We start from the raw sequence: 27,000 nt of genomic DNA, 5'->3' as shown, positions 1-27,000 counted from the left end.
TCCTGGCCGCTCCCTTGCTTTGTCCATTGCCCGTCAAGCCGAGCTTCCATGGCCGCTCCTCAATCCAGAACGCCGAACGACTCCAGTTACAACGCCGCCCAGATCGAGGTGCTCAGCGGCTTGGACCCGGTGCGCAAGCGGCCCGGCATGTACACCGACACGACGCGGCCGAATCACCTGGCCCAGGAAGTCATCGACAACTCGGTCGACGAGGCGCTGGCCGGCCACGCCAAGAAGATCGACGTGATCGTGTTCGCCGACGGCTCGGTCCAGGTGTCCGACGACGGCCGCGGCATGCCGGTCGACATCCACCCCGAGCACGGTGTTAGCGGTGTCGAGCTGATCCTGACCAAGCTGCATTCGGGCGCCAAGTTCTCGAACAAGGCCTACGGCTTCAGCGGCGGCTTGCACGGCGTCGGCGTGTCGGTCGTCAACGCGCTGTCCAAAAGGCTGGAAGTGCGCGTGGCCCGCGGTGGCACCGAGTACGCGATCGACTTCGCCGACGGCGAAAAGAGCGTCGACTTGCGTCCGATCGGCACGCTGCCGAAGTCGCGCAGCGGCACCACGGTGCATTTCTGGCCCGATGAGAAGTATTTCGATTCGCCCAAGGTGTCGGTCACCAAGCTCAAGCAGGTGCTGCGCGCCAAGGCCGTGCTGTGCCCGAACCTGCGGGTCACGCTCGACGACCAGATCGCCGGCGAGCAGACCGTCTGGCAGTACGAAAACGGCTTGGTCGATTACTTGAAGGACGCGCTGGGCGGCGCCGAAACGGTGCCGGCCGAGCCCTTCGTGGGCAAGTTCGCCGCCAAGCGCGAAGAAGCCGAGTGGGCGCTGGTCTGGCTCAACGGCGGCGGCGAGGCGGTGGCCGAGTCCTACGTCAACCTGATTCCGACCGCGCAGGGCGGCACCCACGTCAACGGCTTGCGCACCGGCCTGACCGAAGCGATCCGCGAATTCTGCGAGTTCCGCAATCTGCTGCCGCGCGGCATGAAGCTGGCGCCTGAAGATGTCTGGCAGGGCTGCAGCTACGTGCTCAGCGTCAAGATGCTCGACCCGCAGTTTGCCGGCCAGACCAAAGAACGGCTGTCGTCGCGTGAAACCGCGGCCTTCGTCCAAGGCGTGGTCCACGACAGCTTCAGTTTGTGGCTGAACCAGCATCCGACCGAAGGCGAACAGCTGGCGCAGTTGGTGATCGCCAACGCCAACGCGCGGATGAAGCTGGCCAAGCAAGTCGTCCGCAAGAAGATCACCAGCGGCCCGGCGCTGCCCGGCAAGCTCGCCGACTGCGTGCTGACCGACTTGAACCAGACCGAGCTGTTTCTGGTGGAAGGCGATTCGGCCGGCGGCAGCGCCAAGCAGGCGCGCGACCGCGACACGCAGGCGATCATGCCGCTGCGCGGCAAGATCCTGAACAGCTGGGAAGTCGACGCCAATGAAGCGCTGGCCTCCGACGAAATCCACAACATTTCGGTGGCCATCGGTGTTGATGCTGGCAGCCCGGACTTGACCGGCCTGCGCTACGGCAAGATCTGTGTGCTGGCCGACGCCGACTCCGATGGACTGCATATCGCCACGCTGTTGTGCGCGCTGTTTCTGCGCCACTTCCGGCCGCTGGTCGCCGCCGGCCATGTCTACATCGCGATGCCGCCGCTGTTCCGCATCGATGCCGGCAAGCAAGTGTTTTACGCGCTCGACGACTCCGAGCGCATCGGCATCCTTGACCGGCTGCAGGCCGAGGGCAACAAGGCCAAAATTTCGGTGACGCGCTTCAAGGGCTTGGGTGAGATGAACCCGATGCAGCTGCGCGAAACCACGATGAGCCGCGATACGCGCCGCCTGGTGCAGCTAACGTTGGACGAAGCGCCCGTCGCCGTCGTCGCCGAGGGCGACACGGCGCCGGCGGCCGTCACCACCGATATGCTGATGGACATGCTGCTGGCCAAGAAGCGCGCTGGCGACCGCAAAGCCTGGCTGGAGGAAAAGGGCGACCGCGCCGAGGTTTGACGCCGATATCGCCGGCGCTGCGCCGCCCGTGTCTGAGCGCCGCTGCCTGCTGCGACGCGTCCGCGGCGCGGCGGATGCCAACCGATCTTTGGACCGCGAGCCACTCGTCGCGGCCCTCGACCACCTGATTCTGGGAATTTGATGAACCCCGTGGAAATCACCGAAACCGAACGCCTGCCGCTGCGCGTTTTTGCCGAGAAGGCCTACCTCGATTATTCGATGTACGTCGTGCTCGACCGTGCATTGCCGAACATCGCCGACGGCTTGAAGCCGGTGCAGCGCCGCATCATCTATGCGATGAGCGAGCTGGGCTTGTCGTCGACCAGCAAGCCGAAAAAGTCGGCGCGCACCGTCGGCGACGTGATCGGCAAGTTCCATCCGCACGGCGATACCGCTTGCTACGAAGCGATGGTGACGATGGCGCAGCCGTTCAGCTATCGCTATCCGCTGGTCGACGGCCAGGGCAACTGGGGTTCGGCCGACGACCCCAAGAGCTTCGCCGCGATGCGCTACACCGAGGCCAAGCTGACGCCGTATGCCTCGACGCTGCTGACCGAGCTGGAAATGGGCACTTCGGACTGGGTGCCCAACTTCGACGGCACGATGACCGAGCCGCGGCTGCTACCGGCGCGCTTGCCGAACATCCTGGTCAATGGCACGACCGGCATTGCCGTCGGCATGGCCACCGACATCCCGCCGCACAACTTGCGCGAGCTGGTGGCGGCCTGCCAGGTGCTGCTGAAGAACCCCGACGCGACGCTGGCCGAGGTCATCGAGAAAGTGCCGGCGCCGGATTTCGCCACCGGCTGCGAGATCATCAGCGACCCGACCGAGCTGCGGAAGCTGTATGAAACCGGCAACGGCATGGTGCGGATGCGCGCTCGCTGGGAGCGTGAGGACGACGGCCCCAGCGGCTTGCAGATCGTGGTCACGCATTTGCCGCAGCAAGTGTCGCCGGCCAAGATCCAGGAGCAGATCGCCGAGCAGATGCGCGCCAAGAAGCTGCCGCTGGTCGACGACTTGCGCGACGAGTCCGACCACGAGCACCCGACGCGGATCGTGATCATTCCGCGCAGCAACCGCATCGATGTCGAGGCGCTGATGGCGCATCTGTTCGCCACGACCGACCTCGAAAAGTCGGCGCGCGTGAACCTCAACATGATCGGCCTCGACGGCCGGCCGCGGGTCAAGAACCTGCGCGAAATCTTGGCCGAATGGCTGGTGTATCGCGGTGCCACCGTGCGTCGCCGGCTCGAACACCGGCTCGGCAAGGTCAACGAACGCCTGCATATCCTCGACGGCTTGTTGATCGCGTATCTGAACATCGACGAGGTGATCCGCATCATCCGCTTCGAGGATGATCCGCACGCCGAACTGATGCGCCGCTTTGGCCTGTCGGAGATTCAGGCCAATGCGATCCTCGACCTGAAGCTGCGTCACTTGCAAAAGATCGAAGAGATGCAGATTCGCGGCGAGCAAGCCGAGCTGGCCGCCGAGCGCGATCAGCTGCAGGACCTGCTCGCATCCGAAGCCAAGCTCAAGAAGCTGGTCGGCAAGGAGTTGGACGAAGACGCCAAGAAGTTCGGCGACGCGCGGCGTTGCCCGATCGTCGCGCGTGCGGCGGCCGTGGCGCTCGAAGCTTCCGAGATCCTGCCGGCCGAGCCGATCACCGTGGTGCTATCGAAGGCGGGCTGGATCCGCGCCGGCAAGGGCCACGAGCTGGACCCCACGGCGCTGTCGTACAAGAGCGGCGACGAATACTTTGCGCACGCGATCGGCAAGACCAATCAGCTGCTGATCCTGCTCGACAGCAAGGGCCGCTGCTACACGCTCAACCCACGCGAGCTGCCGTCGGCGCGCTCGCAGGGCGAGCCGGTGACCACCAAGCTCGACTTGCAGGACGGTGCGCGGATCGTCGCGCTGCTGATGGGCGACGAGGCCGATCGCTATGTCCTCGGGTCGACCGAAGGCTATGGCTTCCAGACCCGCCTCGGCGACATGCAGGCTCGCAACAAGAGCGGCAAGGCGATGATCACGCTCGACGGCGCGCCGCTGCCGCCGGCGCTGACGCGCGCCGCCAGCGACCGGCTGGCGCTGGTCACGGCCGAGGGCCGGCTTCTGGTGTTTCCGGTGGCCGAGCTGCCGGAGCTGGCCAAGGGCAAGGGCAACAAGCTGGTCGCGCTCAAGGGCCAAGACCGCATCGTCGCCAGCTGCGTCGCCGCCGAGGGTACGGCGCTGGTGCTGACCTGCGGCAAGCGCACGCTGACGCTCAAGCCGTCCGACGTCGCGGCCTACACGGCCGCGCGAGCCGGACGTGGCAACCATCTGCCGCGCGGTTACCAGACCGTCGACCGGATCGCGCCACTGGCTTGATCGGCCGGCGGCGTGCCGCTTGATTTCGACCGCGTCAGCCCCAGAATTCGTCTGTCACCGACCTGAACCTGCCTTCCGATGAAACGCATCTTTCTGTTCCTGCTGACCAACATTGCCGTGATGCTGGTGCTGTCGATCGTCGCCTCGCTGCTCGGCGTCGACCGCTTCCTGACGGCCAACGGACTCAACCTCGGCGCGCTGCTGGCATTTTCGGCGATCTTCGGCTTCGGCGGCTCGTTCATCAGCCTGCAGATGTCCAAGTGGATGGCCAAGCGCTCGACCGGCGCCCACGTCATCACCGAGCCGCGCAATTCGGCCGAAATGTGGCTGCTGAACACCGTGGAGCGTCAGGCGCGCGCAGCGGGCATCGCGATGCCGGAAGTCGCCGTCTACGACGCACCCGAGCCCAACGCGTTTGCCACCGGCCCGAGCAAGAACAACTCGCTGGTCGCGGTCAGCACCGGCTTGATGCGCAGCATGAGCCAGGACGAAATCGAAGCCGTGCTCGCTCACGAAGTCAGCCACGTCGCCAACGGCGACATGGTCACGCTGACGCTGATCCAGGGCGTGGTGAACACCTTCGTGATGTTTCTGTCGCGCGTGGTCGGCTATGCGATCGACAAGGCCGTGTTCCGCAGCGAGCGCGACGAGCCCGGCATGGGCTATTTCATCAGCGTGATGGTGCTGCAGATCGTGTTCGGCATCGGCGCGTCGATGATCGTCGCCTGGTTCTCGCGCCAGCGTGAATTCCGCGCCGACGCCGGTGCCGCTCACTTGGCCGGCAAGCGCAAGATGATCGCCGCGCTGCAGCGCCTGGGCGGCGCGCAAGCCGCGTCGTCGCTGCCGCCGCAGCAGATGGCCTTCGGTATCGCGGGCGGCGCGCGTGAATGGTTCTCGACGCATCCGCCGATCGAAGCGCGCATCGCGGCGCTGCAGGCCGGCAAGTAACTATGGCATCAGGTCCGGGCCGGTGTAGCGGTCCGGACGCAAAAAAAGGGCAGGCCCATGGGCCTGCCCTTTTTCATGCGCGCAGCAGCCTACGGCCGGGCGAACACGATCTCGATTTCAACCAGCATGCCCGGCGCCGCCAGGCCTGCGACCTGCACGGCCGAACGTGCCGGCAGCTTGGGCTGATCCTTGGTGCCGAAGAACTGCGTGTAGCCCTCCATCATGCCGGCGAAGTCCATCGGCGCGCCCGGCGTCGGACCGACCAGGAACACGGTCATCTTGACGGCGTCGCCCATGCTCAGCCCCATGCTCTCGACCGAGGCCTTGGTCTTGGCCAGTACCGACAAGGTCTGCGCCTTGGTGTCGCCCCAGTATTCGGGGCTGAACTTGGGTGCGTCGGGCTTGGCCGGGTCGGGCGTCATGCCGCTGTGAAACACCAGCGTCTGCTTGCCGGGGACTTCGACCGCGCGTGCGATCGGAAACGTCGAGCCGACCAAGGCGTGGCGCGTGACGTCGGCCTGGGCCAGCGTGGCGCTGCCGGTCAGGACGGCGGCGGTGGTCAGCAGCATCAGGGCTTTTTTCATCGGGTGGATCTCCTCGGAGGATGGGGCTCGGGTCACGCTCGGACCGACACGCGGCGCATTCCGTAGCGAATCTTGTGCCGCCATGCGCTGCAGGCCGATGCCCGCATTGCACTCAGTTGCCGCGGATCGGCGTCGTCGACAGCAGCACCGCTTCGGGCTCCTGCACGTGATAGCCCTGAATGTAGTTGATGCCCAGCTGCCACATCCGCGCCATCACGTTGGCATCCTCGACGTGGCTGGCGATCGTGCGGATGCCGCGGCGCCGGGTGATCGACAACAGATCGGCCATCTTGCGCTGCGTGGCAGCGTCGCTGAAGTTGCGCGTGTAGCTGGCGTGGAACTTCACGAAGCGCGCTGGTAGTTGTTCGAGCAATGCACTCGAATGCGTGCCGATGCCGAAGTGCTCGATCGCCAGCCCAACGCCGAGCTGTTCCAGTGCTTGGGCCAGCGCCAGCGTCTTGCGCAGATGGTTTTGCACCGACAGTTCCTGGACGGCCAAACACAACTCGCGCTGCCGTAGCGGATGGGTGGCGAGCTGTTCGCGCAGTGTCGCCAGCAGCCGTTCGGTGTCGCGCAGGCTGTCTTCCGAGATCTTGACGAACAACACCGGTGGTTCGTCGCTGCGCTCGCGCTTGGCGAGCACCTTGATCGCTTGGCCCAGCACCCAGCGGTCGACGGCTCGCATCAGGCCGAACTGCACGGCCGCGTCGATGAATTCGCCGGCATGCCGCTCTTGCCCCGATTCGTCGACCATCCGCACCAGCACGTCGAAATGCTGTCGCGCCTCACCTTCGAGGCTGGCGATCGACTGATACGCCAGATGCATGCGGTCGTGGTCCAGTGCGCGCTTGAGTTGCGCCGCGCGGCGTGCGTTTTCGCGCGCGTCGGCCTGTGCCTGTGCCGTCGGGCCGGTGACCAGCGCGCGGCCGCCACCCTCGGCCGATGCGCGCCGTGCTTCGCGCACCAGCGGGTCGATCGCCTGGGTTGCCGCTTCGCTGGCACCGATCGGGTAGGCGGCCACCGTCAGGCTGACGCGGGTTTCGTGCGTGCCGGCGGTGAACACCTGCTGCGCCAGTTCGCGGCACAGCCGATCGGCCAGCGCTTCGAACTCAGCCGCGGTGGCGCGTGACACGACGGCAACCCATTCGTCGGTCGAAAAGCGATACAGCGCAGCGGCCGCGACCGGCGCGACCGTGCTGCCGGTCGCCGGCGGGGCCCCGATGCGCGTCTGGATCGCCGCGGCGACCTGGGTCATCAGCAGCTCGGCGTCTTCAAGCCCGACCCGCGCTTCCAATGACGCAAAGCCATCGGCGATGAACAGCATCACAGCGCGTGGGCGGGCGTCGGCAGCCGGCTGTGCCAGCGCGCGGAACAGTGCCAGGCGATCCTGCAACGCGCCGCCGCCCGCGTCGGCCGCGACCCGGCTGCCTGCATCGGCGGCGGGTTCGGTGGTTGCCGCCTCCGCTTCGACCCGGATCAGCCATTCGACGAACGACTGACGCCCCACCGTGCCCTGCGTCAGGTGCACGTCGACCGCCACCGGCTGCCCGTCGGCGCGCAACAGCACGGTCGGGAATGGGCCGTCGCTGGCCTTGCCGCGTGCCAGCTGGCGCAGCTGGTCCTTGATGCGCGGCTGCTGGTCGGGCGCGACCAAGTCCATCAAGGAACTGCCGACCAGCAGGTCGGCCGGCTTCTGCAGCAGCGCAGCAAAAGCGTGATTGGCGCGCGATACAACGCCGTCTTGTACGTGGATCACTGCGTCGCTGATGTCGTCGAGCCGCTCGCGGTGGCGGGTCTCGAACGCGGCCATCCGTGTCCGCGCCTGGATCAGTTCGCGCTCGCTGCGCAGGCGGCTGCTCTCGCGGCGCACGACGTGACACAAGTGATGAAGATCCGCCTCGGTGCCGGCGCAGATCCGGTCGCGGGCGCCCAGTCTCAGCGCCAGATTGGTCGCGGCCAGATCGTGCGTGGCGCCCAATTCCAGCACCGGCAGTTCGGGTGCGACCGAGCTGCATACCGCCAGCACGGCGGCCAGCGACGCGCGGCTGCCGGTCTCGGCGGCACAGACGATCAGGTCGGCGCCGCCGCGACGCAGTGCCTCGTCGAGCTCTTCGAGGTCGGCGATCCACGCCGCCCGCGCGGCGAAACCGGACTGTCGCAGCGCCGTTTCCAGACCGCGCGCGCGGTCTTCGCTGCCGCCGATCAGCAGCAGCAGGCTGCCGGCTGCGACCGTATCGGGGGCGTCGGCTAGCAAGGGCTCACCACGGCGCTACCACGCCACGATCTCTTTGGCCGGCTGCCCGGCCGTCTCGCGCGCCAGGCGCGGCAGCAGATAGCCCGGCAGTCGCGTCGACAGCTCGCGCATCAACCGCCGCGCCGTGTCCTCGTCGACTTCGAAATGCGCACTGCCTGCGACGCGGTCGAGCAGATGCAGGTAGTAGGGCAGCACGCCGCAGTCGAACAGCCGCTCCGACAGGGCCTGCAAGGTGTCGACATCGTCGTTGACACGGCGCAGCAGCACCGCCTGATTCAGCAGGCTGACGCCGGCCTCGCGCAGCGCGCCCAGCGCCATCGCGACGCTGCCGTCCAATTCGTTGGCATGGTTGGCGTGCAACACCATCGCGGTGCGCAGCCGCGTGCGCTGCAGCAAGGCGAGCAGCCCATCATCGACCCGCTCGGGCAGCACGATCGGCTGGCGCGTGTGGATGCGCAGCCGGCGCACATGGGCGATACCGTCGAGCCCGTCGAGCAGTTCGCCGAGCTTGTCGTCGGACAGCGACAGCGGATCGCCGCCGGACAGAATCACCTCGCTGATGCTGCCGTCGGCTGCGATTTGCGCCAGGGCTTCGCGCCAGTGATCGCGGCCGGCCAGCGCGTCCGAATACGGAAAATGTCGGCGGAAGCAGTAGCGGCAATGGACGCCGCAGGCGCCGGTGGCCATCACCAGCACGCGATGCTGGTACTTGTGAACGATGCCGCCGGGCTTGAGCTTGAGCTTGTCGCCCACCGCATCCAGGCCGAAGCCATCGACATTGAGCGCCTCGGCTCCAGCCGGCCAGACCTGCAGCAGCAGCGGGTCGGCCGCGTCACCCTTGCGCATCCGCGCCGCAAAGCCCCGCGGCACCCGCAGCGGAAAGTTGCCCAATACGGCGGCCTCCAGATGCGGCGTCGCCGGGTCCAGGCCTAGGTAGGCCAACAGATCGGCTGGCTGCTTGAACGCCTCGCGTAGAGCGTGTTGCCAGGCTCGTGCTTGGCGGGCCTGTTGGGTTTTAGGGCTAGGGGTTATCATCTGCGCCCATTTTCGCTGGGCGATCGGTGGCGGGGCAAACCTATTAGCCACCGTTCCACGCCCCGAAACAACCCCTCAATCCAATAGATCCGACAATGGCCACTGTCAGCACCAACGAAATGAAGTCCGGCACCAAGGTACTGGTGGACGGCGAACCCTATTCCGTCGTCGACAACGAGTACCGTAAGCCCGGCAAGGGCCAGGCGACCAACACGATCAAGATCCGCAACCTGAAGAACGGTCGCGTGATCGACCGGACGCTCAAGTCCGGCGACACCTGGGAAGTCGCGGACATCGAAGAAGTCGATATGCAGTACCTGTATAACGACGGCGAGTTCTGGCACTTCATGAACCCCGAGAGCTTCGAGCAGGTCCAGGCCAGCGCGACCGCCGTGGCCGAGTGCTCCAAGTGGCTCAAGGGTGAAGAAGCCTGCAAGGTGTTGTTCTTCAATGGCGTGCCGCTGTCGGTGACGCCGCCGAACTACGTGATCCTGACGATCACCGACACCGATCCGGGCCTGCGCGGCGACACCAGCGGCAGCGGCGGCAAGCCGGCGACGCTGGAAACCGGTGCCGTGGTTCGCGTGCCGCTGTTCGTGCAGCTGGGCGAGACGATCAAGGTCGATACGCGCACCGGCGAATACCTGGGTCGCGTCGGCAAGTAATGACGCAGCGCTGGCGTCCCGACGCGAGTCTGGCGACGCTCAAGGCGCGGGCGGAGCTGAATCGCTCCGTCCGCGCCTTTTTTGTTGAGCGTGGCGTGCTCGAAGTGGAAACCCCGCTGCTGTCGACGCATGCCACCGTCGACCGCCATATCGACAGTTTCCAAACCCGCGACGGCCGCTGGCTGCAGACCTCGCCCGAGTTCGCGATGAAGCGCCTGCTGGCGGCCGGCAGCGGGCCGATCTACCAGATCGCACGCGTGTTCCGGCTCGAAGAACAAGGTCGCCATCACAACCCCGAGTTCACGATGCTCGAGTGGTACCGACCGGGGTTTTCGATGCACGCGCTGATGGACGAGGTCGAGGCGCTGATGTGCCGTCTATGCGACCTCACGGCGGGTTTCGAGCGGCTCAGTTACTGCGAGGCGTTCGAACGCCATGCGGGCTTCGATCCCCATGCGGTCAGCGCCGCGTCAATGCGCGCCGCCGCGGTGGCGGCTGATCTGGTGTCGGCCGCCGACTTTGCCGATGAGCCGGCCGACTTCTGGCTCGACCTGTGGATGTCGCGCTGCGTATCGCCGGCACTGGGTACCGCGGCGCCGGCCTTCGTCTACGACTTTCCGGCCCGTCAGGCGGCTCTGGCCCAAGTGCGGCCAGGCAACCCGCCGCTGGCCGAGCGTTTCGAATTGTTCTGGCGTGGCATTGAGCTGGCCAACGGCTTCCACGAACTGGCGGATGCCGCCGAGCAACAACGGCGCTTCCAAGCTGATCAGCAGGCGCGGCGCGAGGCCGGGCAGGTGGTGCCGCCCTATGACGTGCATCTGATCGATGCCTTGGCTGCCGGCATTCCGGACACCAGCGGCGTCGCACTGGGCTTGGACCGCGTGCTGATGCTCAAGCTCGGGCTGCCGGATCTGGCGCAGACGCTGGCCTTTGCTGCCGACCATGCTTGAGCGCGCCGGCTAGCCGCGCGTACTCCACACGTCGTAGCCCAGCCGCAGGATCAGCAGGCCGACGACGACGATGAACATGCCGCGGACGAAGCCGGCGCCGCGCGCGATGGCCATCCGCGTGCCGAGCAGCGACCCGCCGACGTTGCACGCTGCCATCGGCAGCGCGAACTGCCACAGCACCGAGCCGTGGCTCAGGAAGTAGGCCAGCGCGGCGAAGTTGGTGATCACGTTGACCGCCTTGGCCGACGCCGACGCATGCAGGAACGAAAACCCGAACAGCCCGACGAAGGCCAGCACCAGAAAGCTGCCGGTACCGGGCCCCAGAAATCCGTCGTAGAAACCGATGCCGGTGCCGGCGATCAAGCCGACCAGCACCTGCTGCGTCGTCGACAGCTTGGGTGCATGCAGCTTGCCGAAGTCTTTCTTCCACAAGGTGTAGGCCAGCACGACGACCAGCACGACCAGAATCACGGGCTTGAGCAGCGCGTTGTCGAGGTGACTGACCGCCGCGGCGCCGGCAAAGCCGGCGACCAGCGCCGCCAGCGCCATCGGCAGCACGCTGCGCCATGGCGTCTGGATGTGCCGCGCATAGCGCCAGGTGGCCACGGCCGTGCCCCAGATCGACGCGGCCTTGTTGGTGCCGAACAGCGTCGCGACCGGGTACTGCGGCAGCAGCACCAGCAGCGCTGGCACCTGGATCAAACCACCACCGCCGACCACGGCATCGACAAAGCCGGCCAGGAAGGCAAAGCCGCATAGCGCGGCAATCAGCTCGGGCGTCATGGCATCACCAGTAGAATGGGCGGATCGCTGCATGCCAAGTCCGTACCGAGACGTTCGAACCCATGTCCGTTTATTCGCCCCGCCTGGCCCGATTGATCGATGCGTTGCGCCGCCTGCCGGGTGTCGGTCCCAAATCGGCTCAGCGCATGGCGTTCCAGCTGCTCGACCGCGAGCGCGGCGCCGCGCGCACGTTGGCCCAGGCACTGACGGATGCACTCGAACATATCGGCCGCTGCCCGAGTTGCCGCATGTTCTGCGAAGGTGGCGACTGCCGGTATTGCACGCCGGCGCGTACCGCCAGCGGCCATCTTTGCGTGGTCGAAGGTCCGGCCGACCTGATGGCGATCGAAGCGGGCACGCCGTATCGCGGCCGCTATTTCGTGCTGATGGGTCGGCTGTCGCCGCTCGACGGCATCGGCCCGGACGAACTGGGTCTGGATCAGTTGCAGGCGCAGTTGGCTACAGGGGACGTGCGCGAACTGATCATCGCCACCAATCCCACCGTCGAAGGCGAGGCCACCGCGCATTGCCTGGCCGAGATCGCGCGCGCGCAAAACGTTGCGGTCAGCCGTATTGCGCACGGCGTGCCGGTCGGGGGCGAGCTGGAGTATGTCGATGGCGGCACGCTGGCCCACGCGCTCAGCGGGCGACGCCAGGTCTGAGCGCCATTGCCGGCCGGCTACTTGCCGTCTGCCAGTCGGTCGACCTTGGCGGCGCAGATGAAGTCGTTTTCGCTTAGACCATCGACTGCGTGGGTCCACCACGTGATCGTGCACGCGTTGTAGCCAAAGCTGATGTCCGGGTGGTGGTCTTCCTGCGCGGCCACGTAGGCGACGGCATTGATGAAGGCCATCGTCCGGAAGTAATCGCGGAACGCGAACTGGGCGCTGATCTGTCGGGCATCGGCTGACAGGGTCCAGCGCGACTCCAGCTTGGCCATCAGTGCTTCAGCGGCGGTCGCGTCCAGTGCTGGGATTCCGCCTTCGCACGGGCTGCAGGTTTTCTCGGCCAAGGTGCTCATCGACGCTTCTCATCCACGGTGCGGGCGCGGATGCTGGCCCGATGCCGCGCCGATGTAAACCCCGCGCGGCCTCGGCGCTGCGGGCTCAGCGAAAGTAAACCGGATAGGCCGATACGACCGTGGTGGCCTTGGAGGCTGGAAAGCTCAGGCGCTCGATCACCCGCGTCAGTGCCTGCGCGAAGGCCGGGTTGTCGAAGTCGCTGCGGACCAGCCGTACCGACTGCGGCAGCCCGTCCGGCGTGACGATGAAGCTCACCTGGACGTTGCCGGCGCCCGGCCACTGCTGATTGGCGAGCATGACCAGCGCTTCCATCTGGCGCTCGATGCTGGCCTGAACTTGCCAGGGCTCCAGCGCGCCGTGCACGGTCGCCGGGACCGATCGGGCCCGGATGTGGCCCGTCGACGATTGCTGCGCTGCACAAGCGCTCAGACACACCCAACTGATGCCGGCCAGTACGCTGGCCAATGCCTTGAACTGCATGCAGTGATCCCCTTGGTCGGCACGGTGGCCGGCTGGCGAGCCGTCGGCCCACCCCTGGGCCGCTCGGTCGTACGCCGGGTCGCTGCGCCGTCTGCGCACGCGTCCCGAACGAAGCGTCATCTTCGGTGTGGGCCCGGCCGCCAACAAGACCGGATTCCACCCAGAGGCCGCTGGGAGAATCAGCCCAAGCGGGCAAGCCTGTCGTTTGGAGGCTGCGCAGGTGTAGGCTCTGCGGCCCCGTTCCCGGCGCACACCATGACCGTCAGTCCCAGCAACCTCATCTGGATCGATCTCGAAATGACCGGGCTGGTGCCCGAACGGCATCGCATCATCGAGATTGCGACCGTCGTCACCGACGTGCATCTGAACGTGCTGGCCGAGGGTCCGGTGCTGGCGGTGCAGCAGAGCCATGACGAGTTGTCGGCGATGGACGACTGGAACACCAAGCAGCACGGCAAGTCAGGGCTGACCCAGCGTGTCCGCGACAGCCGCATCACCGAAGCCGAGGCCGAGCGTCTGACGCTGAGCTTCTTGAGCGACTGGGTGGTGCCGGGCAAGTCGCCGATGTGCGGCAACTCAATCTGCCAGGATCGGCGATTCCTGGCGCGCTACATGCCGCAACTCGAGCGCTTCTTTCACTACCGCAATCTCGACGTCAGCACGCTCAAGGAGCTGTGCCAGCGCTGGTCGCCCGATCTGGCGAGGGGCTTCAACAAGGAGTCCTCGCATCTGGCAATGAGCGACATCCGCGACTCGATCGCCGAACTGCGCTACTACCGCGACCACTTTCTGCGCCTGCCCAGCTAAGCGGGCTCGGTTCGTAAGCGGGCCGCGGTCGTCGCCGATCCGCTTATCGCGCGGCCAGCGTGCGGCGGAAGAAGTCCCAGGCGGCCTCGCCGGTGTCGACGTCGAGATTGGCGCCGCCCAGATACATCGACAGCATCGGGCTTTTGATCGGCAGTCCCGGCCAGACATGACCGGCCTCGCTGAACACGTACTGTTCGGCCGTGGCGCCGCCATTGCAGCGGCGCACGCGCTTCTCGACGCTGCCGCCGATCCGGCTGATCTGCGCCTCGGGGGTGCAGCCGGCGCGCTGAGCCAGGAATTGGAACGTGGCATCGGCCGACAGCAGCGCCGGCTGTGGTTCGCCGCGTCGCTCCTCGCCCTCGGCCATGCCGGCGAACGGCACCAGCGGGTCGCGAACCCCATTCATCGACATCCACGGCAGCGGCTTGGGTGCCGGCTTGCACCGACGAGCCTCGGCGGTGGGCAGTGTCGAGATCACGTTGGCACCAGCCCGCAGCGCGTCGGGCGCCTGGCAGGCGAAATGCAGCGCCATGAAGCCGCCGTTGGACGCGCCGATCACAAACACCGACCGCGCATCGGCGCCGTCGCGCAGCACCAGGTCGGCAATCACCGCCCGAAGAAAGGCCACGTCATCGGCTGTCGACGGCGCATCGCCTGCGAGGGTGCTGCCCCGGCCATCATTCCAGTGCTTGTTGACGCCTTGCGGTGCCGCGACGATGAAACCGTCGCGCGCGCCGAGCGTCGGCAGGCTGGTTTGTCCCCAGACCGCCTCGGCTGTTTCGGTGCCACCGTGCAACACCAGCACCACCGGCAGCGGCTTGCGGGCGGCAGCCGGTACTTGGACCCAGTAGCGCCGCTGCAGGCCGCCCGATATCAAGGTGCGTGGCTGTGCGCTGTCGATCTCGCCTTTTGCCGGAAAGCGTTGTTCGGCCTGATGGGCCTCGATCATCAATGGCACGCGTGCCACCAAGCATCCGGCGAGGCTTGTGGAAAGCATGACCAGCGCAGCACAGCGGAACAGCGTCATCGGGAAGCGGCTCAAGGCATTACGTGGGCGCATATCAGCAGACCTGCAGCAGGTGGAAATAGGGTGGGGCCTGTTAGCCAGGCAAACGGACGGTGACGCGGGCGCCGCCAAGATCAGACGCGCCGAGCAGCAGTTGCCCCTCATAGGCGCGCACCAGGTCGTAGACCGCCGCCAAGCCGATGCCTTGACCGGGCTTTTTCATGTCGGCGCGCACGCCGCGTTCCAGTAGTTCTTCGGCATCGTCCGGAAAGCCGGGCCCGTTGTCGGCGACTTCGATCAGGGCCGTGCGGCCTTCGTGATGCACCGACAGGCGCACCAGCCCGTTGCCGTACTTGGCCGCGTTGTCGAGCAGGTTGCCGATCAGCTCGAACATGTCGCCGCTCTCGGCGCGAAGCCGCAGACGCGGATCGATCAGCAGTTCGAAGCGGGCGTTCTTGTCGGCGTAGACCTTGACCAGTGCATTGACCAGTTTTTCGCATAGCGGCCGGATCAGCACCGGCTCTGCCAGCGTGCGTCGGCCCGCTGCCGCCGCCTTGCGCAACTGGTAGCCGGTGATCTGCTGCATCGACTGCACTTGTTCGCCGAGCGTGCTGCGCAGTTGCGGCGGCATGTCGTGGTCTTCGGTGATGCCCTGTACGACGGCCAGCGGCGTCTTGAGGCTATGCGCAAGGTCGCCGAGCGCGTTGCGGTAGCGAGTCTGCTGATTGCGCTCGTTCTGGATCATCGCGTTCAAGCCTTGCGTCAGCGGTCGCAGCTCGTCTGGATAATCGGCGCGGATATCCTGCTGTTCACCCAGCTCGATCCGGCGCAGCTCGGCGATCAGCTTGCGCAGCGGCGACAGTCCCCATTGCAGTACCAGTACCTGCACACCAAGCAGGCCCAGGCCGCAGACCAGCATCCAGGTCCACAGTGCGCGCCGGTACGCCTGCAGCTGGGCCCGATAGCTCGATGCGTCCTCGATGACCATTACCGTGTAGCGCCGTGGGTCGTCGGCCAAGTCGATCCAGCGCAGGCCGAAGCTCATCGCGAATGCGTCGGGCTCGTCCAGGTACTGGAAGTTCCATTCGCCGACGGCCGGCATCTGTGGCGTCGGCAGGTCGACATAGTTCACTGATCGCCAGACGGCGACGCCGTCTTCGTTGAACAGCGCGGCTTGCAGGCTCGACGCGGCGCTCTTGAGCCGCGCGTCGGGGACCGTCGCCGTTGCAATGGTCAGCTCACCGCTGGCACTGGGTCCGAGCGCGCTCAGCAACGAATAGACGATGCCTTCGAGCTTGTCGCGCTGTGCCTGCTGGGCGCTGTCACCGAAGGCGCTCTCCAGCGCAAAACCGGTGATGACGAAGAACGCGGTCAACACGACCGACGCGGCCAGCAGCAGGCGCGTGCGCAGCGACTGCGGACGCAGCCGCGTGTAAAGCGGGCCCACGCCGGGCGCAGCCAGCATCCGGACGCGCCGTGCGCCCTGTTCCAGCCAACGCTGCGGCGGCAACGGCGCGCCCAGTGGGGACGCCCGTGTCAGTTGTCGGAGGGAGCCGGCGACGGCCCACGCGGCAGATCCCAGCGATAGCCGCTGCCACGCAAGGTGGTGATCGGATTGAGCGTGGCGTCGGGATCGAGCTTGCTGCGCAAGCGGCGGATGAAGACTTCGATCACGTTGCTGTCGCGCTCCTCGTCTTCGGCATACAGGTGCTCGGCCAGCGTGGCCTTGGACACCACTTGTCCCGCGTGCAGAATCAGGTACTCCAGCACTTTGTATTCGTAAGCCGTCAGATCGACGCTGTTGTCGCGCACGAACACGGTTTTGGCCGTGGTGTCGACCGCGATCGGGCCGCATTCAAGCCGTGGCTGGGCCCATCCGCCGGATCGGCGCAGCAAGGCCCTGACGCGGGCCAGCAGCTCTTCGCGGTGGAACGGCTTGACCAAGTAGTCGTCGGCGCCGGCTTCCAGCCCTTCAACCTTGGTCTGCCAACCATCGCGGGCGGTCAAGATCAGAATCGGGTACTTGCGGCCCGCCTTGCGGGCGCGGCGGATGATTTCCACGCCGCTGATGCCGGGCAGCCCCAGGTCGACGATCGCGATATCGACCGGAAATTCCTCGGCCATGTACAAGCCGTTCTCGCCGTCACCAGCAACGTCCACGGCAAACCCTTCATCGGCGAAGTACTGGGATACCAGTCCCCGCAGATGCGGATCATCCTCGATCACGAGAGCGCGCATTGAAATCCTTTTATGGTCGGGTCAGGGGCGCCGGCTAGTCGCGCGGCACGTAAACAATCCGGACGTTGCCGTCCTTGAGCAGCTTGACGCGATACCCTCGATCACCGGGGTCGACCGACAACACGCGGCCACCGCCGTTTTGCTGCTGCGCCACGCGGGCGGCGTCGCTTGGCGACAGGCCCCGGTCGTAGGGCCGTGCCGTGAGTCCGGCTGGCGGAAGGCCGAGCTGGGCGCCCAAGCCGCGGTCGCGCGCATCGGCGGCGCTGGCGCCTGCGAGCAACACAGCGGCCGCGACCCCCATCGACAAGCGTGCCGCCGTCAGCCGCATGGTGGACGTCCGAGTGCTCCGATCAGTAACGGATCGGACGGATGCTGACGTCCACGGCGATGCGTTCGCCCGGGTCGTAGGGCATCGTCGTGTGATAGGTGCGACCCTGGTAGCGATAGGTCACGTCGTAGCCGTCGATCCGGCGCTCGTAACGTACATCGTCGTAGTTCTGGCATTGGCGCTCATAGCCGGTGCGGATGCTGCGGCCGCCATCGTAGCCGCCATAGCCGTCATAGCTGTAGTCGCCGGCACGGCTGCCGATGTTGGCGCCGACCACGGCGCCGACGCCGGTGGCCACGGCGCGGCCAGTGCCACCACCAAACTGGTTGCCGACGACGCCGCCGATGATCGCGCCCACCACGGCGCCCGCCGTGTTGTCACCGGCACGGCGCGTGCGTTCGCGGTACTGAACCGGCTGGTCGTAGCACTCACGACGCGGCTCGTTAACGGCAACCTGGCTGTAGATCGGGCGTACGTCGACCACGTCTGCAAAATCGGTCCGAGGGCTGTCGTCGTCCCGCTCGTATTCGCTGTAGCGCTCGTAGCGATCGTGATGGCCGGCCGAGGCCGGTGCAGCGACCAACAGTGCGCCGATCGCAGCTGAAGCGGCGACCGCGGTTCGGATCCAGATACGACGCTGACTGACGGCAGGGGAAGGCGCCGGTTCACGCATGAGGCTCTCCTTAAGAGCAACGCGACCACCACGTCGGATGGCGTGCGTTCAGATTAGGGGCGATACCTGAATTCGCCCTTAACTTTTTGAATCTCGGGAGCTAGTCGGTGCTGGGGCGGCGATCGGCGGCAAGGTCCCGCTGCACTGATGGCCAGTCGATCGCCGGAGCCCGGTCCGACATCGGCGTGGCCGGTCGACCTTCCAGTCGTTGACGCAGACGGGCGATCCGCTCCGGCGTTGCGGGGTGGCTCGATAACCAGCCCGGCGGTGCGGCTCCGTTGCCGGGGCTGGCGTCGAGTTTGGCGAACAACCGCAGCATGCCGTCGGCGTCGAACCCGGCGGCCAGCAAGCGGTCCAGGCCCTGTTCGTCGGCTTGGCGCTCGCTGTCGCGCGAGAACTTCAGCCCACCCAGTTGCCCGGCCCAGTCGCCGATTACGCCCACGTCGCCGACCACGGTCGACAGCAGCAGACGCAGCCCCGTTTGCTGCACCAACGCCTTGAGGCTGTGGCGCTGTTCGACGTGCTCGACTTCGTGTGCCAGCACGCCGGCCAGTTCGCTGGCATCGGCGGCCGCGCTGATCAGGCCGCTGTGAACGACGACGATGCCGCCGGGAATCGCGAACGCGTTCAGGCTCGGGTCGCGTGCGACATGCCATTGGTAGCGATAGCGGGATCCGCGAGTCAGCCGTTCGCCGATCTGCTGCACGGCGTGTTGCGCGGCGCCGTCGTCCAGCAGCTGCAATTGCCGCTGCTGGTGGGCGAACACGGCTTCGCCGAGTTGCTGCTCGTAGCGCACAGGAACCCAGCCGGCGACCCAGCCTGCGATCGGTCGTGCTGCCGCCAGCAGCAGCAACAGCGCGATCAGTGCCAAAGCGACCCACAGCACGACCGCCGACACAGCGATCCGCTGGTAGAGGCCGTCACGGCGCCGCTGCCGGTGCACGGCTTCACCCTGGCCACGCAGCGACGCGGGTGCTTGGGTCAGCAGTGTTTCGACGGCGGCCGGATCCTCGACCAGCAGCGCGAAGCGGCCTGCGCCCTCGGTCCAGCTGATTTCGAGCTGCCGTTGATCGAAGCCCGCGCGGCGCAGGCTCAGCTGTGACAGCAACGCCGAACGCGTGTCGTCGCCGCTGCCGATGCGCAGCTGCAGCGCATCGAGCCGGGCTTCGACGGGAACGCCGGCGCCGGGCAGGCCCGGACCGTACAGCCGGCCCGGCAGCGACAGCATCACGGCTTACTCGTCGTCACCGAGGATGCCGCCGAGCAGACCGCCGGCCGCGACACCACCGAGCAAGGAGCCTTGCTCGCTGCTGCGTCCGCCGATGGCCGGCGCCGCCATGACGATGCGGTTGGCCATCCGCGACAGCGGCAGCGATTGCAGCCAGACCTTGCCCGGCCCCTGTAGCACGGCGAAGAACAAGCCTTCGCCGGAGAACAGCGCCGACTTCAGGCCGCCGACGTACTGGATGTCGTAGCTGACGCTGCGCGTCAGCGCGACGATGCAACCGGTATCGACGCGCAGGATTTCACCCGGCTGCAAGTCGCGCTCGTACAAGGTGCCGCCGGCGTGGATGAACGCCAGGCCGTCGCCTTCGAGGCGCTGCATCACGAAGCCTTCGCCGCCGAACAAACCGACGCCGAGCTTGCGCTGGAACTCGATGCCCAGCGACACGCCCTTGGCGGCGCACAGGAACGAATCCTTCTGGCAGATCAGCGTGCCGCCGACGTCGGGCAGGTGCACCGGGATCAGCGTGCCGGGGTAGGGCGCCGCGAACGCGAGCTTGCGCTTGCCGTTGCCCTGATTGCTGAACACCGTCGTAAACAGGCTTTCGCCGGTCACCAGACGCTTGCCGGCGCCGACCAACTTGCCCCAAAAGCCGCGCTGCTGCGACGAGCCGTCACCAAAGACGGTGTCCATCGCAATGCCGTCTTCCATGTACATCATCGCGCCGGCTTCGCCGACGGCCGCTTCGCCTGGGTCCAGCTCGACTTCGACGAACTGCGTGTCGTTACCAAAGATCTTGTAGTCGATGATGTCCATCGCCATGGAACCGCTCCTTCGTGATTCGAATCGGGTGGATTGGGTGTCAGGCCGGAAGCGCGGCGCCCTTCTGCAGCAGTGGCGCGAATGTGCGCAGCGCCTCGGGCGTGGCGTACGCACGGAACAGCGTTCTCGCGAGTACGCGGGTCATGCTGTGCACCTCGTCGGGCTCCTGATGACGCAGCGGCAGGATCGCCGCTTCCATCAGCGAAATGATGGCTTGCGACATGTCTTCAAGATCTTCGCCGAGGTCGAAATGACCTTGGCGCGAGCCCGCCGCCAGCACGTCGCGGATCGTGGCTTGCGACGCGACTTCGAATGCGCGCTGTTCGGCGACCAAGCGCTGTGTTTCCGGCGTTGACGGTACCAGCCAATAGCCGGCGACGCCGTTCTGCACGCGGGGGTCGCGCAGCAGTTTTTCGAGCCCGCTGAACATCGCCAGGATCGCCATCATCGAGTCGTTCTGCGCGCGCATCGGCTCGATCACATGCTCGGTGAAGATCGCATGCAGGCGGCGCAGGCATTCGAGAAACAGCTCCTCCTTGCCGGCAAAGTGCCAGTACAGCGCCCCCTTGGAGAGGCGCGCGGCCTTGGATATGTCACCGATCGACACGCCTTCGTAGCCGTAACGGCCGAACAGTTCGAAGGCGCGGTCCTGCAGCGCGGACAAGGTGTCGAACTGCTCGTGTGCGGGTTTGCGCGGCATGCGGCGTCTGCGGGTCGGGAAGACCCGATTATGCGGCTTTCACCGTGGGCCGCGCTGTCCCGGCGGGCGTTCTGCTCAGGCTTGGCCCTCGAGTTTGCGCAGCTCGCGGCGCAGCTCGTAATCGTTGGAAGTGACGCAGTCTTCCATGCTGCTCAGCCGCTGGTCGAGCCTCGAGAACCGGGCTTTTAGGTCGGCACTGGACATCGGCCCGCGCGGGGCGCCAGCGTCGTGATAGGCGCGGTCAGCGTAGGCACCACCGCTGCCATCACCGCCACCGTTGCCGCGATAGCGGCTGCGATACGCACCGTCGTCCGATGGTGGCAGCAGCGACGGCTTGCCGCGGGTTTCTTCCATCACGTACCACAGCAGGCCGTAGACCAACACGATCGGAAAAAAGCCGCCGAAGATGAAGGTCAGCACCGCCAGCGCGCGGATCAGCCGGACGTTCCAGCCCAGGAAGTCGGCCACGCCGGCGCAGACGCCGCCGATGTAGCCATCGTCCGGATAGCGGCGGAAGCGCGACGAATGAAATGACGACAGCTTAGCCATGGTGACGGCTCCTCCAATTGGGTGCTTCGGCGTCGAGGATTTTTTCCAGCGCCTCGACGCGCCGCTCCAGCCGGTCGGCCAGACGCAACAGATCGGCGTCGGCCTCATGGCTGCTGAGGTTTTGTTGTGCTTTCCAGCGCCGCTGCCGGTCCGCGAACCACATGCCCATGCCGGGCAGGATCACGAACAGGCAGACGATCGCTAGCAGCGGAACCAGTTCTTCCACGAAAGGATCCCCTTAGACCTTCCTGACAAATCGATACGCACCGATCGCGGCGCGCCCCTGGGCCTTGCTATTCCTTGCCTGGCTCGCCGGCGGCGGGCGTCTTGCCGAGCTTGGCACGCAGCCGGCTCAGTTCGTCTTCCACCTTGTCGTTGCTGGCCAGTTGCGCGAACTCGTCCTGCAGCGAGCGGGTGCCCAGATCGTAGGCTTCCAGTTCGGCTTCCATGCGGTCGATCTTGCCCTCGTACTGCTCCATTTTAAGCATGGCGTCGTTCATCTTCGTATCGTGGATCGTCGACTTGACCCGCAGACGCGAGCTGATCGACTGCGACCGCAACACGATGGCCTTCTGACGCTGGCGCGCATCGGCCAGCTTGGCCTTGAGCTTGCCGGTGTCCTCGTCGAGCTTGCCGATCTCGTCTTCGACGTGCAGCAGCTCCTTTTCGTACATCGCGAACTGTTCCAGCGCGCGGTTCTTGGCGCCGAGCGCACCACGCGCCAGGTCTTCGCGGTCCTTGCTCAGGGCCAGCTCGGCCTTGCTGCCCCAGTCGTTGGCTTCGTTCTGCAATTGGCCCAGCAGGCGCTGCAGTTCCTTCTTGCGGGCGATCGTTCGGACGCTGGTCGAGCGCACTTCGACGAGCGTGTCTTCCATTTCCTGGATGATGAGGCGAACCATCTTCTCCGGGTCCTCCGCCTTGTCGAGCATGGCGTGGATGTTGGAGTTGATGACGTCGGAAAGGCGCGAAAAGATGCCCATGAAAAGACTCCGGTTCGGTGAGCGTGCGGCGTTGGGGATGGGGTGGGCGTACTACAGCGACTGCTTCGGCGCGCCGGCGGCCGGGGCCGGCGCCAGGTCGTTGCCGACCTTGTGTGCGGGCGACTCGGCGGCCATCGGCGCGTCGCCGGCCGGCAACAGCGGCTTGAGGCGGTCGACCAGGTCACGCTTGAGGTCCTGCTGCAGTTCCTGCAGCGCGGCGTTGCCCTGGGCGGCGATCCAGCGGCCGACGTTGCTGCCGACACGGCTGCCGATGCCGTCGGCGGCCTGCGCCGCTCCAGTGCTGGCGGCGATCAGCGTCAGCGCGATCAGAGCCTGGGCGAGGGGGCGGTGCTGGTTCATGGGTCTCTCCTTGATGTTCGATGTTCGATTGGTGCCCCAGTCCTATTGCCAGCCTTGTGCCAAGTTGCTGGCTCATCGCAAGTACATGAAATATAGAGAAATAATGTCGGGGCCACAGTGGCGCTGTCGAGCCGCGTCGGCGACCTCCGCAAACTTGTGGTAGAAAACGCCACCGAGTGACCTGACCGACGAAATCCGCCCGAATGGCCCAGCGCGACATCCCCGATCCGATCCTCGGCCAGTCCGACAACTTCCTGGCCGTCCTCGAAAAAGTGTCGCGCGTGGCGCCGCTGAGCAAGCCGGTGCTGATCATCGGTGAGCGCGGTTCCGGCAAGGAGCTGATCGCCGCGCGGCTGCATTTTCTGTCGGAGCGCTGGCAGCGGCCGTACGTGAAGTTCAATTGCGCGGCCTTGAATGAGGAGCTGCTCGAATCCGAGCTGTTTGGGCACGTATCCGGCGCCTACACCGGCGCCACGCGAGCGCGCGTCGGCCGCTTCGAGCTAGCCCATGGCGGCACGCTGTTTCTCGACGAGTTGGCCAGCATGAGCCTGCGGCTGCAGGAAAAACTGCTGCGCGTGATCGAATACGGCGAGTTCGAGCGCCTGGGGTCCAGCGAGACGATCAGCGTCGACGTGCGGCTGGTCGGCGCCGCCAATCAGGACCTGCCGGCGCTGGCGCGGGCCGGGCGCTTTCGCGAAGACCTGCTCGACCGGCTGTCGTTCGACGTGGTGACGGTGCCGCCGCTGCGCGAGCGGCGCGACGACATCGTGCTGCTGGCGCAGAAGTTTGCCGAGAACATGGCCAAGGAGCTGGGCCGCGAATACTTCGCCGGCTTCTCGCCGGCCGCGGAGCGGCAGATGCTGGCGCACGACTGGCCCGGCAATGTCCGCGAACTGCGCAACGTCGTTGAGCGCTCGGTCTACCGGCTCGAACACGCGCGCCGCGTCGTCGAGCAGCTGGAGCTGGACCCGTTCGCGTCACCGTACCGGCCACGCGGCGTGCTGCCGACCGGCGCTGTCGAAGCCGGCGTGTTGCCGACGCTGGTCGCCACGACCGCGGCCGCAGCGGCGCCGACGGCATCGGCAGGTGCCGACGAGCCGCGCTACCCGCTGGACTTCGAGCGCGAAGTGGCCGAGTTCGAAACGCGGCTGCTCAAGGGTGCGCTCGATGCGGCGCGCTACAACCAGAAGCGCGCGGCCGAGTTGCTCGGCCTGACCTATCACCAGTATCGCGGGCAGCTGCGCAAATACGGCCTGCTGCGCGCCGACGACACCAACGCCTGACCCGACCATGACCCCGACGACGCTGATCGCATCCACGCTGCTGGCCCTGATGGCCGGCGCCGCCCTGGCCTGGCTGATCGCCCAAGCGCGCTCGCGCGCGCTGCTGGCGGTCGAACAGACCCGCAACGCCCACTTGCAGCAGCAACTCGCTGAGCAGCAAAAGCTGACGCAGCAGCGCGACGCCGACCTGGCCGCGCAGGCACGCAGCTTGGGCGAGCAGCAGGTGCGCGTCGCCGAACTGCAGACGCAGCTTGCCGAGGAACGTCGCCAAGGCCAGGAGCGGCTCGCCAGCTTCGAAGAGGCGCGGCACAAGCTCGAAGAATCGTTCAAGGCGCTGTCGGCCGATGCGCTGCAAGCCAGCCAGGAGGCGTTCATGCGGCTGGCCGGTGCCACGTTCGAAAAGCTGCAGGCGCAGACCGACGGTAAGCTCGAACAGCGCGAGCAGGCGGTCAAAGCCCTGGTCGAGCCGATCAGCAAATCGCTTGACGGCGTGCGCACCAAGATCGACGAGCTGGAAAAGTCGCGCGCCGAAGCCTACGGCTCGCTCAGCGCTCAAGTGCGCTCGATGATCGTCACGCAAGACCAGCTGCGGCTCGAAGCCGGCAACCTCGTCAAGGCGCTGCGCGCGCCGCAGACGCGCGGCCGCTGGGGCGAAATCCAGCTCAAGCGCGTCGTCGAAATGGCCGGCATGCTCGACTACTGCGACTTCGAGCAACAGGTGTCGATGACCACCGACGACGGCCGCCTGCGGCCCGACCTAGTCGTGCGCCTGCCGGGCGGCAAGCGCGTGGTCGTCGACGCCAAGGCGCCGCTGCAAGCCTATCTGGACGCAGTCGAAACCACGGACGACGCGCTGCGGCTGACGCACCTCGCCGGCCACGCGCGGCAGCTGCGCGACCACGTCAACAAGCTCAGCGCCAAGAGCTACTGGCAGCAGTTTGAGCCAACGCCGGAATTCGTCGTGATGTTTTTGCCTGGCGAATCGTTCTTCAGCGCGGCGCTCGAACAGCAACCGGGCTTGATCGAAGACGGCGTCAAGCAGGGCGTGATCGTCGCCACGCCCACCACGCTGATCGCGCTGCTGCGCGCTGTGTCCTACGGCTGGCGCCAGGAAAAACTCGCCGAAAACGCGCAAGCGATCGCCACTCTGGGTCGCGATCTGTACGAGCGCGTCGGCAAGCTCGCCGAACACTTCGCCAAACTCGGCAAAAACCTCGGTACCGCCGTCAACACCTACAACGACGCGGTCGGCACACTCGAGTCGCGCGTGCTGCCCGCTGCACGCCGCTTCAAGGAACTGGGCGCCGGTACTGGCGACATCAGCCCACTCGACAGCCTGCAGCAAGCGACTCGGCAACTGCAGGCACCGGAGCTGGTTGCGGGTGATCTGCCGCGGGGTTGAGTGATGAAGCGCAGTATGAGGGCTGCGAGTCAGCGGGCCGTCATCGTGCTGCTGCCTCATAGGGCCACCGTAAGCCACAGCGGACGGAGCGGCAAAGTGAGGGTAGCCAAGATAGTGAAACTGGCGGGCGCAAGTACAAACGCACTGGCGCCAAAACCCATGGCTGCCAGCAACGCCGCCGGAATGAGCGAGGCGACCGCAAGCATCACGAAAAGCGCTTTATAGAAGCGCTGCCGCGTTAGACCCTGCCTTTTGTAGAGATGCCATCCGACCAGGGGAAATGCGATGGCTACGAACGCGATGGCGGCAAGCAGGTGAGCGAGGATCATGGCCAAGCCTTGGGCCTCTGACGCATCGACCGGAGGTCCATGCTGAACGTCGTATATAGCGTAGAGCATAAAGGCTGCCGGAATGGCCGAGGCAGCCAAAGTTGAAATGGCTGTCGCCCGCAGGTAGCGAGGAGCCGGTGAAGTGCATGTTTTATCTCGAGGCATAATGCACGGATTAATGTGGAGACTCGCCGGGGTGCAGGGCCGTCGCGGCTTCGCCGGAGGCGGAGACGTCGCACTGGAGCACGTAGCTAGGACGCACGACCCTCAATCGTTAGCCAGCCTTTTTCGGCGCAGTACGCAGCGACGGCTGCATAGGGTTCTGTTACCCACATTTCGTTGGGGTGATCGTGGAAGCCTAGTATTGACTCCGATCCGTCGCGAATCTCGAAATCAATGCAGGACCGAATACTCTGTTGTGTCAGCGGCCCCTGCTCTGAAAAATCGGTCACCGGCTTTCGGTTCATGAGGACGACAGGCGCAGAAGCTATTCCAATGGCGTGAAGCGCAATGCTCCGGTAGTTCTTTGGCAAGACCGGAATCCACTTATGTTTCGACATATTCTTAAGTCCTAACGCCAGCTTAAGCGGCGTCCCTGCCGCAGCGAAGCGGCGGTGGGGACGTCGGCCTTGAAGCGATAGCTATACCTGTAGCCCACTGCCAAGGACTCGTGTGGATATACGGCGCTCGTTTGCGCTTATCGCGCCGACAATATTGAAGAGATTGTTTGCCTGAGCTTCTTCGAGCGCCAAAGCTCTGCTTACCACCTTGCCGTAAGCGCCGAAGTCGGACCAAGGCGCCTCCTCAGGCTCTTGCACCGTGTAGATGATGTTTCCGCTATCAATGCGTACGGAAACAGCCACAACGCCGCCGTCTTCGACTGGTTCGCCTTCGCCGTCTCGGAATGCGATAGCCAGATTGAAAAGCCCTTGATGGCCCGCGGGCCAGCGATACCAGTAGTCGGCGATGCCGACACTCTCAGCTTTAAGCTCACCGTAGCCACTGTAGATCGGGCGGCCACAGCAGGAGCATGAACTTAAGTGTTCTTCCCCTTCTGGCACCGCAATCACGTCGACTGTTTCCATCAGGCCTAACGCCAAAAGTAACGCGCGGACCAGCCGGAGGCGGGGCCGTCGGGTTGAATGCCTTGTTCGGCCTGGTCCGTGCCATCTAAGAGACGGCGAACAAATTCTTTGGTTG

General features: G+C 65.9%; 29 protein-coding genes. 9 read left to right on the top strand and 20 right to left on the bottom strand.

The genetic code is table 11. The features are described 5' to 3' along the window. Positions 1-48 precede the first annotated feature (48 nt). From parE to htpX, 3 genes are all read left to right on the top strand, one after another. Positions 49-2,004: a DNA topoisomerase IV subunit B gene (parE, locus tag BUB09_RS02120; RefSeq protein WP_072893406.1), complete on the top strand. Its 1,956-nt coding sequence runs from the start codon at positions 49-51 to the stop codon at positions 2,002-2,004. A gap of 141 nt (positions 2,005-2,145) precedes the next feature. Next, entirely contained in the window at positions 2,146-4,377 is a 2,232-nt protein-coding gene (gene parC / locus BUB09_RS02115; protein WP_072893403.1) for a DNA topoisomerase IV subunit A, read from the top strand. Positions 4,378-4,455: 78 nt separating this feature from the next. Continuing rightward, positions 4,456-5,325 (top strand): protease HtpX, encoded by an 870-nt coding sequence (gene htpX / locus BUB09_RS02110; protein WP_072893400.1) that lies wholly within the window; start codon positions 4,456-4,458, stop codon positions 5,323-5,325. Positions 5,326-5,414: 89 nt separating this feature from the next. Here the strand turns inward: htpX and BUB09_RS02105 are convergent, their stop codons facing one another. The 3 genes from BUB09_RS02105 to epmB all read right to left on the bottom strand — a co-directional run bounded on the left by BUB09_RS02105 (position 5,415) and on the right by epmB (position 9,198). After that, complete coding sequence (locus BUB09_RS02105) at positions 5,415-5,909, bottom strand: RidA family protein (RefSeq protein ID WP_072893397.1); 495 nt, start codon at positions 5,907-5,909, stop codon at positions 5,415-5,417. Between the two features lie 112 nt (positions 5,910-6,021). Beyond that, positions 6,022-8,163, bottom strand: a complete 2,142-nt coding sequence (locus BUB09_RS02100; RefSeq protein WP_072893395.1) for an EAL domain-containing protein — start codon at positions 8,161-8,163, stop codon at positions 6,022-6,024. Between the two features lie 15 nt (positions 8,164-8,178). Beyond that, entirely contained in the window at positions 8,179-9,198 is a 1,020-nt protein-coding gene (gene epmB, locus BUB09_RS02095) for an EF-P beta-lysylation protein EpmB (protein ID WP_072893393.1), read from the bottom strand. Between the two features lie 95 nt (positions 9,199-9,293). Here epmB and efp point away from each other — a divergent pair, with 95 nt between their 5' ends. Next, positions 9,294-9,863 (top strand): elongation factor P, encoded by a 570-nt coding sequence (gene efp, locus BUB09_RS02090; protein WP_072893390.1) that lies wholly within the window; start codon positions 9,294-9,296, stop codon positions 9,861-9,863. After that, entirely contained in the window at positions 9,863-10,813 is a 951-nt protein-coding gene (gene epmA / locus BUB09_RS02085; protein WP_072893387.1) for an EF-P lysine aminoacylase EpmA, read from the top strand. Before efp ends, epmA begins: the two co-directional genes overlap by 1 nt. Positions 10,814-10,822: 9 nt before the next feature. Here the strand turns inward: epmA and BUB09_RS02080 are convergent, their stop codons facing one another. Then, positions 10,823-11,596: a sulfite exporter TauE/SafE family protein gene (locus BUB09_RS02080; RefSeq protein ID WP_072893384.1), complete on the bottom strand. Its 774-nt coding sequence runs from the start codon at positions 11,594-11,596 to the stop codon at positions 10,823-10,825. Between the two features lie 62 nt (positions 11,597-11,658). Here BUB09_RS02080 and recR point away from each other — a divergent pair, with 62 nt between their 5' ends. Further along, a complete protein-coding gene (gene recR, locus BUB09_RS02075) occupies positions 11,659-12,258 on the top strand; it encodes a recombination mediator RecR (RefSeq protein WP_072893381.1) in 600 nt (199 codons plus the stop codon). 17 nt (positions 12,259-12,275) lie between these two features. On the opposite strand, the gene BUB09_RS02070 is transcribed toward recR, so the two are convergent. Both BUB09_RS02070 and BUB09_RS02065 read right to left on the bottom strand, forming a co-directional pair. Beyond that, a complete protein-coding gene (locus tag BUB09_RS02070) occupies positions 12,276-12,617 on the bottom strand; it encodes a 4a-hydroxytetrahydrobiopterin dehydratase (RefSeq protein WP_072893378.1) in 342 nt (113 codons plus the stop codon). 85 nt (positions 12,618-12,702) lie between these two features. Then, a complete protein-coding gene (locus BUB09_RS02065) occupies positions 12,703-13,098 on the bottom strand; it encodes a hypothetical protein (RefSeq protein ID WP_072893375.1) in 396 nt (131 codons plus the stop codon). Positions 13,099-13,353: 255 nt separating this feature from the next. On the opposite strand from BUB09_RS02065, the gene orn reads away from it, so the two are divergent. Next, positions 13,354-13,905: an oligoribonuclease gene (gene orn / locus BUB09_RS02060; RefSeq protein WP_072893373.1), complete on the top strand. Its 552-nt coding sequence runs from the start codon at positions 13,354-13,356 to the stop codon at positions 13,903-13,905. A 43-nt stretch (positions 13,906-13,948) separates the two neighbouring features. Here orn and BUB09_RS02055 read toward each other — a convergent pair whose 3' ends face one another. The 12 genes from BUB09_RS02055 to BUB09_RS02000 all read right to left on the bottom strand — a co-directional run bounded on the left by BUB09_RS02055 (position 13,949) and on the right by BUB09_RS02000 (position 22,786). Next, on the bottom strand, positions 13,949-14,965 hold the full coding sequence (locus BUB09_RS02055; RefSeq protein WP_175550084.1) for a CE1 family esterase: 1,017 nt from the start codon (positions 14,963-14,965) through the stop codon (positions 13,949-13,951). A 40-nt stretch (positions 14,966-15,005) separates the two neighbouring features. Continuing rightward, positions 15,006-16,376 carry an ATP-binding protein gene (locus BUB09_RS02050; protein WP_072894044.1) on the bottom strand — a complete coding sequence of 457 codons (1,371 nt, stop codon included), beginning with the start codon at positions 16,374-16,376 and terminating at the stop codon, positions 15,006-15,008. Positions 16,377-16,447: 71 nt separating this feature from the next. Beyond that, the gene (locus BUB09_RS02045; protein WP_072893369.1) at positions 16,448-17,149 is read right to left on the bottom strand and encodes a response regulator transcription factor; all 702 of its coding nucleotides are present in this window, start codon (positions 17,147-17,149) and stop codon (positions 16,448-16,450) included. A 34-nt stretch (positions 17,150-17,183) separates the two neighbouring features. Continuing rightward, a complete protein-coding gene (locus BUB09_RS02040; RefSeq protein WP_072893367.1) occupies positions 17,184-17,477 on the bottom strand; it encodes a hypothetical protein in 294 nt (97 codons plus the stop codon). 22 nt (positions 17,478-17,499) lie between these two features. Further along, entirely contained in the window at positions 17,500-18,150 is a 651-nt protein-coding gene (locus BUB09_RS17545; RefSeq protein ID WP_072893365.1) for a glycine zipper 2TM domain-containing protein, read from the bottom strand. A 100-nt stretch (positions 18,151-18,250) separates the two neighbouring features. Beyond that, complete coding sequence (locus BUB09_RS02030; protein ID WP_072893362.1) at positions 18,251-19,378, bottom strand: M48 family metallopeptidase; 1,128 nt, start codon at positions 19,376-19,378, stop codon at positions 18,251-18,253. 6 nt (positions 19,379-19,384) lie between these two features. Continuing rightward, complete coding sequence (locus BUB09_RS02025) at positions 19,385-20,197, bottom strand: TIGR00266 family protein (RefSeq protein ID WP_072893360.1); 813 nt, start codon at positions 20,195-20,197, stop codon at positions 19,385-19,387. A 40-nt stretch (positions 20,198-20,237) separates the two neighbouring features. Next, positions 20,238-20,897 (bottom strand): TetR/AcrR family transcriptional regulator, encoded by a 660-nt coding sequence (locus tag BUB09_RS02020; RefSeq protein WP_072893357.1) that lies wholly within the window; start codon positions 20,895-20,897, stop codon positions 20,238-20,240. A 75-nt stretch (positions 20,898-20,972) separates the two neighbouring features. Further along, the gene (locus tag BUB09_RS02015; protein WP_072893355.1) at positions 20,973-21,446 is read right to left on the bottom strand and encodes a PspC domain-containing protein; all 474 of its coding nucleotides are present in this window, start codon (positions 21,444-21,446) and stop codon (positions 20,973-20,975) included. Further along, on the bottom strand, positions 21,439-21,672 hold the full coding sequence (gene pspB, locus BUB09_RS02010) for an envelope stress response membrane protein PspB (RefSeq protein WP_072893353.1): 234 nt from the start codon (positions 21,670-21,672) through the stop codon (positions 21,439-21,441). Before pspB ends, BUB09_RS02015 begins: the two co-directional genes overlap by 8 nt. Before the next feature lie 67 nt (positions 21,673-21,739). Beyond that, positions 21,740-22,426 carry a phage shock protein PspA gene (gene pspA / locus BUB09_RS02005; protein WP_072893351.1) on the bottom strand — a complete coding sequence of 229 codons (687 nt, stop codon included), beginning with the start codon at positions 22,424-22,426 and terminating at the stop codon, positions 21,740-21,742. 51 nt (positions 22,427-22,477) lie between these two features. Then, entirely contained in the window at positions 22,478-22,786 is a 309-nt protein-coding gene (locus BUB09_RS02000) for a hypothetical protein (protein WP_072893349.1), read from the bottom strand. 203 nt (positions 22,787-22,989) lie between these two features. Here BUB09_RS02000 and pspF point away from each other — a divergent pair, with 203 nt between their 5' ends. Together pspF and BUB09_RS01990 are read left to right on the top strand one after the other, a co-directional pair. Continuing rightward, positions 22,990-24,069 (top strand): phage shock protein operon transcriptional activator, encoded by a 1,080-nt coding sequence (gene pspF / locus BUB09_RS01995; RefSeq protein WP_072893347.1) that lies wholly within the window; start codon positions 22,990-22,992, stop codon positions 24,067-24,069. Between the two features lie 7 nt (positions 24,070-24,076). Beyond that, positions 24,077-25,471, top strand: a complete 1,395-nt coding sequence (locus tag BUB09_RS01990) for a DNA recombination protein RmuC (protein ID WP_072893346.1) — start codon at positions 24,077-24,079, stop codon at positions 25,469-25,471. A 56-nt stretch (positions 25,472-25,527) separates the two neighbouring features. Here BUB09_RS01990 and BUB09_RS01985 read toward each other — a convergent pair whose 3' ends face one another. Both BUB09_RS01985 and BUB09_RS01980 read right to left on the bottom strand, forming a co-directional pair. Further along, entirely contained in the window at positions 25,528-25,806 is a 279-nt protein-coding gene (locus tag BUB09_RS01985) for a hypothetical protein (RefSeq protein WP_139250069.1), read from the bottom strand. 635 nt (positions 25,807-26,441) lie between these two features. Then, positions 26,442-26,885 (bottom strand): hypothetical protein, encoded by a 444-nt coding sequence (locus BUB09_RS01980; protein ID WP_072893342.1) that lies wholly within the window; start codon positions 26,883-26,885, stop codon positions 26,442-26,444. Positions 26,886-27,000 lie beyond the last annotated feature (115 nt).

Source organism: Hydrocarboniphaga daqingensis (assembly GCF_900129825.1).
In the GTDB taxonomy this organism is placed as follows: domain Bacteria; phylum Pseudomonadota; class Gammaproteobacteria; order Nevskiales; family Nevskiaceae; genus Hydrocarboniphaga; species Hydrocarboniphaga daqingensis.
This window is presented reverse-complemented; position numbering and strand designations above follow the sequence as displayed.